The sequence below is a fragment of the Streptomyces scabiei 87.22 genome (assembly GCF_000091305.1).
Lineage (GTDB): Bacteria > Actinomycetota > Actinomycetes > Streptomycetales > Streptomycetaceae > Streptomyces > Streptomyces scabiei.
The window spans coordinates 781871-794044 of sequence record NC_013929.1; the positions used below are offsets into that span (position 1 = coordinate 781871).

The window sequence follows — 12174 nt, forward strand, 5'->3', positions numbered from 1 at the left end:
ATACGACGACGAACGCCGGACGGGCCGAGAGGCCCGTCCGGCGTTTCGCGTCCGAGGGTGCGCTCAGCCCTCCAGCTGGTCCAGCAGGGAACGGCGCCAGCGCTCCGTCTCCGCGATCTGGTTGAAGGTGAACAGGTGCAGCCCCGCCACCCCGGACGCGGGGTCGGTGAGGGCCTTCTCCGTGCGGGTGAGCAGCTTCTCGGGCGAGTAGCCGCCGGGCGCGGCGAAGCGGACGAACCAGGACGCGTGCCTGGTCAGGAAGCGGGTCGACTCCCCCACCCCGATCTTCGTCGCCATGGACAGTAGCTTCGCCCGCTGCACGGGCCCGGCGACGCCCACATGGACCGGCAGGGTCACGTCCCGGCGCCTGACGCGCGCCAGCCACTCCCCCAGCACCCGCGGGTCGAAGCAGAGGTTGCTCACGAGGTACGTGGCGTGCTCGCGCTTGTCCCACATCGCCTGGACGGTGACGTCGTCGTGGATGAGCGGATGGCTCTCCGGATAGCCGGTGACCCCGACCCGGGCGAACGGTCCGCCCAGCTCGCTCAGCCGGCGCAGCACCGGCAGGGCCCCGTCGTAGGGCCCGGCCGGGGGGTCGGCGTCACCCGCCGGGACGAACACGTCGTCCACACCGGCCTCGCGCAGCCGGTCCACGACCTCCTTCAGGTGCCGGTCGTCCCGCAGGAGCCGGGCGGGGACGTGCGGGACGACACGGTAGCCGTGCGCGGCGAGCCGGCCGGTGAGGTCGAGGGTGGGTTCCAGGCCCTTGACCGGCGACGCCGTCACGGTGACGACGACGTCGCGCGGGACATGGGCGAGGACCTTCTCCTCGGTGGCACCCGCCGGCAGCACCTCGTAGCGGACCGTCCTCAGCAGCGCGCGCAGCCCTGCGGCGGCCAAGGTCTACTCCGCCCGCGTCTGGACGTCGCGGTGGCGGTAGTAGGCGGCCTTCGACGGGGCCAGCGGCTCCTTGCCGAGGATCAGGTCGGCGGCCTTCTCGGCGATCATCATCACCGGCGCGTAGATGTTGCCGTTGGTGACGTAGGGCATGACGGAGGCGTCCACCACCCGCAGTCCGTCCACGCCGTGCACACGCATGCTGGTGGGGTCCACGACGGACATCTCGTCGGTGCCCATCTTGCAGGTGCAGGAGGGGTGCAGAGCGGTCTCGCCGTCCTTGGCGACCCAGGCGAGGATCTCCTCGTCCGTCTCCACGGACGGTCCGGGGGAGATCTCCCCGCCGTTGTAGGGGGCGAGCGCGGGCTGGTTGAGGAGCTTGCGGGCCACCCGGATCGCCTCGACCCACTCACGGCGGTCCTGCTCGGTGGACAGGTAGTTGAAGCGCAGGGCGGGGTGCTCGCGCGGGTCCCGGCTCTTGATCTTCACCGAGCCGATGGCGTCGGAGTACATGGGACCGACGTGCACCTGGTAGCCGTGGCCCCCGGCCGGTACGGAGCCGTCGTAGCGGACCGCGATCGGCAGGAAGTGGAACATCAGGTTGGGGTACTCGACGTCCTCGTTGCTGCGGGCGAACCCGCCGGCCTCGAAGTGGTTGGTGGCGGCGGGGCCCTTGCGGAACAGCCACTGCAGGCCGATGAACGGCGCGCGCCACTTCGCCAGGTACGGCTGCATGGAGACGGGCTGCTCGCAGGCGTACTGGATGTAGACCTCCAGGTGGTCCTGCATGTTCTCGCCGACGCCCGGCAGGTCGTGGACGACGTCGATGCCCAGCGCCCTCAGTTCCTCGGCATTGCCCACGCCGGAGAGCTGGAGCAGCTGCGGCGAGTTGATCGCGCCGCCGCAGAGGATGACCTCCTTGGCGCGGACCTGCTTCGGGGCGCCCTTGCCGCGCCGGTACTCGACACCGACGGCCTTCTTGCCCTCGAACAGGACACGGGTGACCAGGGCGCGGGTGGTGACCGTGAGGTTGGGCCGCTTGCGGACGGGCTTCAGGTACGCCTTCGAGGCCGAGAGCCGGCGACCGCGGTGGACATTCCGGTCGAACTTGGCGAAGCCTTCCTGTCTGTAGCCGTTGACGTCGTCGGTGGGGGCGTAGCCCGCCTCCTCGGTGGCCTTGAGGAAGGCACCGAAGAGGGGGTTCGACGCCGGGCCGCGTTCCAGGACCAGGGGCCCGTCGTGACCGCGGAACTCGTCGTCGGGGTCGGCCGCGAGACAGTTCTCCATGCGCCGGAAGTACGGCAGACAGTGCGCGTAGTCCCAGGTCTCCATGCCGGCGTCGGCCGCCCAGCGCTCGTAGTCCATGGCGTTGCCGCGCTGGAAGATCATGCCGTTGATGCTGCTGGAGCCGCCCAGGACCTTGCCGCGCGCGTGGTAGACGCGGCGGCCGTTCATGTGGGGCTCGGGCTCGGACTCGTACTTCCAGTCGTAGAAGCGGCTGCCGATCGGGTAGGTCAGCGCCGCGGGCATGTGGATGAAGACGTCCCACGGGAAGTCCGACCGGCCCGCTTCCAGGACCAGAACTCGGTTGGCCGGGTCGGCGGACAGCCTGTTTGCCAGTGCACTGCCCGCGGAACCACCACCGACGATCACGAAGTCGTACTGCACAGGAGCCATGGTGCCTCGTCTCGCTCGCGCCGTAGATATGCGTGGCATGCTAGACCGGGTCGCGCTATACGCACCAGGTTGCGAACGGCGCAACTTAAGGAACTTCGTTTCCGGGCGGTTACTTGCAACTGTGTTGTTTACTGCGCGTATAGTTTCACTGTGAGCAACTACAGCCTTGACACAGAAACGTCGAACGCACCAGCCGGCGGCGTGCAGTCGGTGGACCGCGCCATCAGCGTCCTGGAGATCCTCGCGCAGCGCGGCGAAGCCGGTGTCAGCGAGGTGGCGGCCGAGATCGAGGTGCACAAGTCCACGGCCTTCCGTCTCCTCGGAGCCCTGGAGGCGCGCGGCCTGGTCGAGCAGGCCGGCGAACGCGGCAAGTACCGGCTCGGCTTCGGCATCGTGCGCCTGGCCGGGGCGGTCACGGGCCGTATCGACATCACCCAGCAGGGCCGTCCCGTGTGCGAGCGGCTGGCCGAGGAGATCGGCGAGACCGTCAACATCGCCGTGATGCAGGAGCAGTACGCGATCAACCTGTACCAGGTGCGCGGCCCCGGGGCGGTCACCGCGCACAACTGGGTGGGCCAACTGACCCCCCTGCACGCGACGTCGAGCGGCAAGATCCTGCTGGCCCATCTGCCGGCCAAGGAGCGCACCACCCTGCTGACGAACGTGGGTATGAAGAAGGTCACCCCGCACACCATCACCGCGAAGACGAAGCTGGAGAAGAACCTCGTCGCCGCCCGAGAGCGGGGCTACGCCTTCACCCTGGAGGAGCTGGAGATCGGACTGCACGCCATGGCCGCGCCGGTGCGCAACCGGGACGGCGAGGTCATCGCCGCCCTCAGCGCCTCCGGCCCCTCCTACCGGTTCACCGAGGAGCGGCTGCACGAGCTGTCCCCGGTGCTGCTCAAGGGCGCCGCCGAGATCAGCCACCGCATGGGTTTCCTGGGCTGAGTCACCCCTGGGTGATGCCGAGGCGCTCGTTCACCCAGTCGTGGAAGGCGCCGATGTGGTGCTCGCTGGGCACCAGCACACCGCCCTTGGCGTACAGGCGTGAGCTCATGCCGGGCTGGGTCCGCTCGCAGGCCTCGAAGTCCTGGAGGTTGACCCGGTCGAAGAGTTCCACGGACCGGCTGACGTCCTTGCCGCTCTCCACGACGTGCGGCAGGTAGAGCCAGTCGCACTCCACGATCGTGCGGTCCGCCGCGACCGGGTACATGCGGTGGAAGATCACGTGGTCGGGGACGAGGTTGATGAACACCTGCGGCCGGACGGTGATCGCGTAGTAACGGCGGTCCTGGTCCTCCGCGACGCCCGGGATACGGTCCAGCCCCTCGGAGCCGTCGACCGTGAAGCCCTGCACGTCCTCGCCGAACTCCGCACCGTGGCCCACGTAGTACTGGGCGGCGTACCCGTCCGCGAACTCCGGCAGCACCTCCGTCAGTTCCGGATGGATCGTCGCGCAGTGATAGCACTCCATGAAGTTCTCGATGATCAGCTTCCAGTTCGCCTTCACGTCGTACGTGATCCGACGACCCACCGACAGACCGTCGATGTCGTACCGCTCGATCGACTCCACGTCACCGAGGCGGGTGACGACCTCGCCGATGACGTCCTCCTCGAAGGAGGGCGGGTTCTCGGCGAGGCAGACCCAGACATAACCGAGCCATTCCCGTACGGCGACACTCACCAGGCCGTACTCGGTCCGGCCCACGTCGGGCATCTTGGTGAGGTTGGGCGCGGCGACCAGCTTGCCGTTCAGGTCGTACGTCCAGGCGTGGTACGGGCACTGGAAGGCCCTCTTGACCTCGCCGGACTCCTCGGTGCACAGCTTGGCCCCGCGGTGCCGGCAGACGTTGAAGTACGCGCGGATCGAGTTGTCCCGGGCCCGGGTCACGAGGATGCTCTCGCGGCCCACGTCGACGGTGCGGAAGGCACCGGGCTTCGCCAGCTCGGAGGCCCGGGCGACGCAGAACCACATGGTCTCGAATATGTGCTCCTGCTCCTGGGCGAAGAACGCCGGATCGGTGTAGGAGGAGCCGGGAAGAGTGGCGATCAGGCTGTCGGGCAGGCTGGTCGAGGTCACGGGTCACTCCTCGGTGAACGTCGCGGAGGGGTCATTCGGACGCCGGGAGGACGACTCCGGACGGCGTTGTACATGGAGCAACGCTGCGCGCTGTGGGCAACCGCAGCATGGGGTGACGCCGGGGTGCTGTCAAGACGTGGCGGCAGCCAGCTGCTTGCGCGCCCGCATGAACAGCCGCGGCTGGTTCATCCCGAGCACGGCGACCGGACGGCCGTCGCGCCGGTAGACGGCGAGGACGTCACGGCCGTCCGCCGTGCCCGCCTCGACGGTGATGCTGTCGGCCTCGGCGGCGTGGCCGGCGAACTGGATGCGGACGCCGTACTGGTCGGACCAGAAGTACGGCGGCCGCGGCACGCCGGGCTCGACCGCGCCGCCCGCCAGCAGGGTGGCGACGGCGGCCTCCGGGCGCTCGCGCGCGCCGGTCCAGTGCTCCACGCGGCGGTGGTGACCGGCCCTGGGGTCGTACCAGTTGGCGCAGTCGCCGACCGCGACCACCCCGGCCAGGCTGGTGCGGCCGTCCGCTCCGCACTTCACGCCGTTGTCGAGGGCGATGCCGGAACCCTCCAGCCACTCGACGCACGGGTGGGCCCCTACGCCGACGACCACGATGTCGGCGGGGAGGCTGCGACCGTCCTCCAGCAGGACGGCGTCGACCCGGTGCTCGCCGCTCAGCCCCTTGACGCCCACGCCGCACAGCAGCCGCACCCCGTGGTCGGCGTGCAGGCCGGAGACGACGGCGCCCATGGTGGCGCCGAGCGGCCCGGCGAGCGGGGTCGGGGCCGCCTCCACGACGGTCACCTCGAGGCCGAGGGCGCGAGCGGTGGAGGCGACCTCGGCGCCGATGAAGCCGCCGCCGATCACCACCAGGCGTCCGCCGCTCGCCAGTTCGTCCCGCAGGGCGCGGGCGTCGTCCAGGGTGCGCAGGGTGTGCACTCCGGCGAGGCCCGCGGAGCCGGGCAGCGTGCGTGCCACGGCGCCGGTGGCGATGACGAAGCCGTCGGCGCGCACCTCGCGTCCGTCGGCGAGACGGACGGTGCGCGCGGTGTGGTCGAGCCCGGTGGCACGGGTGCCGAGCAGCCACTCCGCCGCCAGGTCCTCACCCTCGGCCTCCAGGGCGAGTTCGGCCTCGCCCAGGGTGCCGGACAGGAACTCCTTGGACAGCGGGGGCCGGTCGTAGGGGCGATGGAGTTCGTCCCCGATGACGACCAGCCGGCCGTCGAAGCCCTGTTTGCGCAGCGAGCGCGCCGCCGACAGGCCGGCGAGGGAGGCGCCGACCACGGCGACGGTCCTCACGCGGGACCGCCGGCGAGGCGGGCCGAGATACAGGGCGGCAGGTTGGGGGCCTCCGTGGAGAGCCGGACGTAGATCATGTCGTCCTCGACGACGACCTCGTGCGTCCGGACCGGCAGCTTCGCCGGCGGGGAGTCGACCGCGCCGGTGCGCAGGTCGAACTTGGAGGCATGCAGCGGGCATTCCACCTCGCAGCCCTCCAGCCAGCCGTCGGCGAGCGAGGCGTCCTGGTGGGTGCAGGTGTCATCGATGGCGAAGACTTCGCCGTCGTCGGTGTGGAACACCGACACCGGCGGGTCGATGTCGAGCCGGTAGGCCTCACCTCGCGGAAGATCCGCGAGACGGCACGCGGGAATCATCATGACACCTCGGGTGCGTATAACGAAACGGTTTGCGGTAAGCGCAACATCAGTCTGGAGTCGCCCTGAACCCTTGTCAAGGCATCCAGAGGGCCCTGTAAGTCACGCCGGGCGTTGCGGTATCCAAAACTCGGCTCACATAGAACAACAACAGCCCGCCTTCTCAGCTCGCGGCAACCGCGGGGCGAGGGCGGGCGGATGAGGCCGGACGGGGCCGCCCGGCCCGGCGGGGGCGTGGCCGCACAGGGCGGTGCCACGACCCCGCCGCAGGGCGGGTCCCGTCGCTCTCAGACGGCGGAGGGCGCTGCCTCCTCGTCCTGGCGGGGCTGTTCGGCCTCCGCGCCGGCCGTGGACGTGGCGGGGCCGATGCGCAGCTCGAAGTCCCCGTCGTACTTCTCGTGTCCGGCGATCACGGCCGTCTCGACGGCCTCCTTGCCCATGCGTCCGCGGATGATGAGCGGATCGTGGCGCAGGTCGCGGTTGAGCGCGACGCACAGCCCGATCATCACCAGGGTGAAGGGTGCCGCCGCGAGGATGGTGAGGTTCTGCAGCCCGGTGAGCGCGTCGCCCTTGCCGCCGCCGATGAGCAGCATGACGGCGGCGACCGCCCCGGTCAGCACGCCCCAGAACACCACGACGCCCCGGGAGGGTTCGAGGGAGCCCCGCTGGGACAGGGTCCCCATCACGATGGAGGCGGCGTCGGCGCCGGAGACGAAGAAGATGCCGACGAGCACCATCACGACGATGCTCGTCACCGTGGCCAGGGGGTACTGCTGGAGGACGTCGAAGAGCTGCCCCTGGGCGGTGCCGGCGTCGTTGAGACGGCCCGCCTCCTGGAGGTGCATCGCCGAGCCTCCGAAGACGGCGAACCAGAGCAGGCTGACACTGCTGGGGACCAGGATGACGCCCCCGACGAACTGCCGGATCGTACGGCCGCGGCTGATGCGCGCGATGAACATCCCGACGAAGGGCGTCCAGGAGATCCACCAGGCCCAGTAGAAGACCGTCCAGCCCGCCAGCCAGTCGGCGACACCCTTGCCGCTCGACGCCTCGGTCCGGCCCGCCATCTGGGCGAGGTCGCCGAAGAAGGCACCGACGGAGGTGGGCAGCAGGTCGAGGATGAAGATGGTCGGGCCGACGAGGAACACGAAGAGCGCGAGGAGCACCGCCAGCACCATGTTGGTGTTGGACAGCCACTGGATGCCCTTCTCGATGCCCGACACCGCCGAGGCGACGAACGCCACGGTCAGCACCGCGATCACGAGGACCAGCAGTCCGGTGCCGACCGATCCCAGCCAGCCGAGCTCCGTGAAGCCGCTGCCGATCTGGAGGGCGCCGAGCCCGAGGGAGGCCGCGGAGCCGAAGAGGGTGGCGAAGATGGCGAGGACGTCGATGGCCCGGCCGGGCCATCCGTTCACCCTCTTCTCACCGAGCAACGGCGTGAACACCGCGCTGATCAGCTGGCGGCGTCCGCGCCGGAAGGTGCTGTAGGCGATGGCGAGACCCACGACCGCGTACATCGCCCACGGATGGAGCGTCCAGTGGAAGAGGGTCGTGGCCATGGCGGTCTCCATGGCCTGGTTGGCGTCGGCCGGGTCGGTGCCCGGCGGCGGGGTGACGAAGTGGGAGAGCGGCTCGCTCACGCCGTAGAACATCAGACCGATGCCCATGCCGGCGCTGAACATCATGGCGATCCACGAGACGGTGCGGAACTCGGGCTGCTCCCCCTCCTTTCCCAGGGTGATCCGCCCGTAGCGGCTCATCGCGAGCCAGAGGGCGAAGACCACGAAGCCCGAGGCGGCGAGGACGAAGGCCCAGCCGCCGTTGCGGATCGTCCCGTCCAGCAGCTTCCCCGACACGCTCTCCAGCGCGTCGGTCGCCGTCGCACCCCACACGACGAAGGCCAGGGTGACGGCCGCGGCGACACCGAAGACGACGGGGTCGGTCCGGGGGCGTCCGCCGGCCGCGCCGCCTCCCGCTTCCTGGTCCGCGACAGGAGGACCTGCGCTCCCGTTCCGTTCGCGGGCTCTGCTCATCGGCTCGTTCCTTCCACAGACGACGGTGGACACCCCGCCGCGGACGACGGTCGCGCGGCGGGGCGGGACAAGAGGGGAGACATGCCGGCCGCCGGGGCGGCCGCCACCGGGTTCCGACCACGACCCGGTTGTCGAGGGGGCGTCAGGCCCCCGCGGCCGGGCTGCCGGGCACCGGTTCCAGGCGGACGACGATCGACTTCGAGGTGGGGGTGTTGCTGATCGCCGCCGTGGAGTCGAGGGGGACCAGGACGTTGGTCTCGGGGAAGTAGGCGGCGCAGCAGTCGCGGGGCGTCGGGTAGGACACCACGCGGAAGGCCGGGGCCCTGCGCTCCACGCCGTCGTCGTACTCGCTGACGATGTCGACGAGGTCTCCGTCGGCCAGCCCCCGGTCGGCGAGGTCGCCGGGGTTCACGAAGAGGACCCGGCGGCCTTGGTGGATGCCGCGGTAGCGGTCGTCCAGGCCGTAGACGGTGGTGTTGTACTGGTCGTGGGAGCGCAGCGTCTGGAGCAGCAGCCGGCCCGGCGGCACATGGGGCCGCTCCAGCGGGTTGGCCGTGAAATTGGCCAGCCCCGTGGTGGTGGTGAACCGGCGTTCGTCGCGCGGCGGGTGGGGCAGCGCGAAGCCGCCCGGCCGTCGCACCCGGTGGTTGAAGTCCTGGAAGCCGGGGATCACGCGGGCGATGCGCTCGCGAATGCTGTCGTAGTCCCTCTCGAACTCCTCCCAGGGCACGTGGGACCCCGCTTCCCCGAGCGCGGCCCGTGCCATCCGGCAGACGATCGCGGGCTCGCTCAGCAGCTGCTCGGAGGCGGGGGCGAGGCGCCCCCGGGAGAGGTGCACCATGCCCATGGAGTCCTCGACGGTGACCTCTTGCGGCCCGGTGGGCCGCAGGTCCGCCTCGGTCCGGCCGAGGCAGGGGAGGATGAGCGCCTGCTCCCCGGCGATCACGTGCGAGCGGTTGAGCTTGGTGGAGATCTGCACGGTGAGCCGGCAGGTGCGCAGGGCCCGTTCGGTGAGATCGGTGTCGGGGGCGGCGGCGACGAAGTTGCCGCCGAGTGCGACGAAGACCCGTACGTCACCGTCGCGCATGGCGCGGATGCTCTCGACCGCGTCGTGGCCGTGCCGCCTCGGGGGCGTGAAGGCGAACTCGGCGCCGAGCGCGTCCAGGAACGCGTCGTCCGGTTTCTCGTAGATGCCCATCGTGCGGTCGCCCTGCACGTTGGAGTGGCCGCGCACCGGGCAGAGGCCCGCGCCCGGGCGGCCGATGTTGCCGCCCAGCAGGAGGAAGTTGACGACGTCCCGGATGGTGGGGACCGAGTGCTTGTGCTGGGTGAGGCCCATCGCCCAGCAGACGACGATCTTCCCGGCGCCCCGCACGTCCTCGAACGCGGCCCGGATCTCTGCCTCGGGAAGGCCGGTGGCGGTCAGGATCTCGTCCCAGGGCGCCTTGCGGGCGTGCTCGGCGAACTCCTGGAAGCCGTGGGTGTACCGCTCGATGAAGGAGGTGTCCAGGACGGTGCCGGGGGCCTCGTCCTCCGCCTCCAGCAGCATGCGGTTGAACGCCTGGAACAGCGCCTGGTCCCCGCCCAGTCTGATCTGGAGGAACCGGTCGGCCAGGCGGGTGCCGCCACCGAGGACGCCGGACGGCCGCTGGGGGTTCTTGAACCGCAGCAGCCCCGCCTCGGGGAGCGGGTTGACCGCGATGATCCGGGCACCCCGGCGCTTGGCGGTCTCCAGCGAGGAGAGCATCCGGGGGTGGTTGGTGCCGGGGTTCTGGCCGACCACGAGGATGAGATCGGCGTCGTGGAGGTCTTCGAGGGTGACGCTGCCCTTGCCGATGCCGATGGTCTCCGTCAGCGCCGAACCGCTCGACTCGTGGCACATGTTGGAGCAGTCCGGCAGGTTGTTGGTGCCGAGCATCCGGACGAACAGCTGGTACAGGAACGCGGCCTCGTTGCTCGCCCGGCCGGAGGTGTAGAAGGCGGCCTGGCCGGGGTGGTCGAGCGCGGCGAGTTCACGGGCGATCACGGCGAACGCGTCGTCCCAGGAGATGGGCCGGTACCGGTCGTCGCCGGCCCGGCGGTACATGGGGTGGGTCAGTCGGCCCTGCTGGCCGAGCCAGTAGTCACTGGCGGGGAGCAGGTCCTCCAGGGTGTGCCCGGCGAAGAAGTCCGGGGTCACCCGGCGCACGGTCGCCTCCTCGGCCACCGCCTTGGCCCCGTTCTCGCAGAACTCCGCGGCGTGCCGGTGCTCCGGCTCCGGCCAGGCGCAGCCGGGGCAGTCGAAGCCCTCCTTCTGGTTGACGCGCAGGAGGGTGAGCAGGCCCCGGCGGGCTCCCATCTGCTCGCCGGCGTGCCGGAGCGAGGAGGTGACGGCGGGGATGCCGGCCGCGTACTCCTTCGGGGGGCCGACCCGCAGCCGGGCGTCTCCGGGGTCGTCGACAGGTGCGTTGCGAGTCATCTGAGGCGCCACTCCGGGATGTAGGGGAATCAGAGCCGTTCCGTCGCCGGGTCTCCCGACCTCGCGCGCACGAGTTGCACACTGCACAACAGTGCCGCGATACGCAACGCATTCAAGAAAGCGTGATCCCCGATCCCCTGTCAAGGGGTATGCGGGGGTGCGCGGGGATGCACGGCCGGGCGGTGGCGGGAGGCCCCGGCCACCGCACGGCCGGACACAGCACTCGGCTGCGAAACGTCAGTTGCGCAGCCGCGGGCGTCAGGCGTCAGGCGTCACAGGACGACGACGGAGCGCAGGACGTCACCCTGGTGCATGCGGTCGAAGGCCTTCTCGACCTCGTCGAGCCCGATGGTCTCGGTGACGAAGGCTTCCAGGTCCAGGCGCCCCTGCAGATACAGGTCGATCAGCATGGGGAAGTCACGGTCGGGCAGGCAGTCGCCGTACCAGGAGGACTTCAGCGCGCCACCGCGGCCGAAGACGTCGAGGAGGGGAAGTTCGAGCTTCATCTCCGGGGTGGGGACACCGACCAGGACGACCGTCCCGGCCAGGTCACGGGCGTAGAACGCCTGCTTGTACGTCTCCGGACGGCCCACCGCCTCGATGACCACGTCGGCGCCGAAACCGCCGGTCAGCTCACGGATCGCCTCGACCGCGTCCGTCTCGCGGGAGTTGACGGAGTGGGTCGCGCCCAGCTTGCGGGCGGTCTCCAGCTTGCGATCGTCGATGTCGACGGCGATGATCCTCGCCGCGCCCGCCAGCTCGGATCCGACCACCGCCGCGGCACCGACGCCGCCGCAGCCGATCACGGCGACCGTGTCACCCCGGCCCACATTGCCGGTGTTGATCGCCGCACCGATACCCGCCATCACCCCGCAGCCCAGCAGACCCGCCACCGCAGGCGCGGCCGCCGGGTCCACCTTCGTGCACTGGCCCGCCGCCACCAGCGTCTTCTCCGCGAACGCACCGATACCCAGCGCCGGGGACAGCTCCGTGCCGTCGAGCAGCGTCATCTTCTGCGTCGCGTTGTGCGTGTTGAAGCAGTACCACGGACGACCCCGCCGACAGGCCCGACAACTCCCGCACACCGCACGCCAGTTGAGAATCACGAAATCACCGGGCGCCACATCCGTGACACCCGCGCCGACCGACTCCACCACACCCGCCGCCTCATGACCCAGGAGGAACGGGAAGTCGTCACTGATGCCGCCCTCGCGGTAGTGCAGGTCGGTGTGGCACACCCCGCACGCCTGCACCTTCACCAGCGCCTCACCCGGCCCCGGGTCGGGCACGACGATCGTCTCCAGGCTGACAGGGGCACCTTTGCCCCGTGCGACGACAGCACGGACCTGGTGAGCCATGACCACTCCTCGGCTGGTT

General features: G+C 70.4%; 9 protein-coding genes. 1 reads left to right on the forward strand and 8 read right to left on the reverse strand.

From position 1 onward, the window contains the following. Positions 1 to 63: 63 nt before the first annotated feature. Entirely contained in the window at positions 64 to 900 is an 837-nt protein-coding gene (locus tag SCAB_RS03275; RefSeq protein WP_012998629.1) for a methylenetetrahydrofolate reductase, read from the reverse strand. A gap of 3 nt (positions 901 to 903) precedes the next feature. After that, positions 904 to 2574 (reverse strand): choline dehydrogenase, encoded by a 1671-nt coding sequence (gene betA, locus SCAB_RS03280; protein ID WP_037723389.1) that lies wholly within the window; start codon positions 2572 to 2574, stop codon positions 904 to 906. A gap of 201 nt (positions 2575 to 2775) precedes the next feature. Here betA and SCAB_RS03285 point away from each other — a divergent pair, with 201 nt between their 5' ends. After that, a complete protein-coding gene (locus SCAB_RS03285; protein ID WP_037723388.1) occupies positions 2776 to 3522 on the forward strand; it encodes an IclR family transcriptional regulator in 747 nt (248 codons plus the stop codon). A gap of 1 nt (position 3523) precedes the next feature. Here SCAB_RS03285 and SCAB_RS03290 read toward each other — a convergent pair whose 3' ends face one another. From SCAB_RS03290 to SCAB_RS03315, 6 genes are all read right to left on the reverse strand, one after another. Continuing rightward, on the reverse strand, positions 3524 to 4654 hold the full coding sequence (locus SCAB_RS03290) for an aromatic ring-hydroxylating oxygenase subunit alpha (protein WP_012998632.1): 1131 nt from the start codon (positions 4652 to 4654) through the stop codon (positions 3524 to 3526). A gap of 129 nt (positions 4655 to 4783) precedes the next feature. Further along, positions 4784 to 5947, reverse strand: coding sequence for an NAD(P)/FAD-dependent oxidoreductase (locus SCAB_RS03295; RefSeq protein WP_012998633.1), 1164 nt, complete (start codon positions 5945 to 5947; stop codon positions 4784 to 4786). After that, positions 5944 to 6306, reverse strand: a complete 363-nt coding sequence (locus tag SCAB_RS03300; protein ID WP_012998634.1) for a bifunctional 3-phenylpropionate/cinnamic acid dioxygenase ferredoxin subunit — start codon at positions 6304 to 6306, stop codon at positions 5944 to 5946. The genes SCAB_RS03295 and SCAB_RS03300 overlap by 4 nt, the downstream gene beginning before the upstream one ends. A 284-nt stretch (positions 6307 to 6590) precedes the next feature. After that, complete coding sequence (locus SCAB_RS03305) at positions 6591 to 8339, reverse strand: BCCT family transporter (RefSeq protein ID WP_041668862.1); 1749 nt, start codon at positions 8337 to 8339, stop codon at positions 6591 to 6593. 142 nt (positions 8340 to 8481) lie between these two features. After that, on the reverse strand, positions 8482 to 10797 hold the full coding sequence (locus tag SCAB_RS03310) for an FdhF/YdeP family oxidoreductase (RefSeq protein WP_041668863.1): 2316 nt from the start codon (positions 10795 to 10797) through the stop codon (positions 8482 to 8484). Between the two features lie 272 nt (positions 10798 to 11069). Continuing rightward, entirely contained in the window at positions 11070 to 12155 is a 1086-nt protein-coding gene (locus tag SCAB_RS03315; protein WP_041668864.1) for an S-(hydroxymethyl)mycothiol dehydrogenase, read from the reverse strand. Between the last annotated feature and the right edge of the window lie 19 nt (positions 12156 to 12174).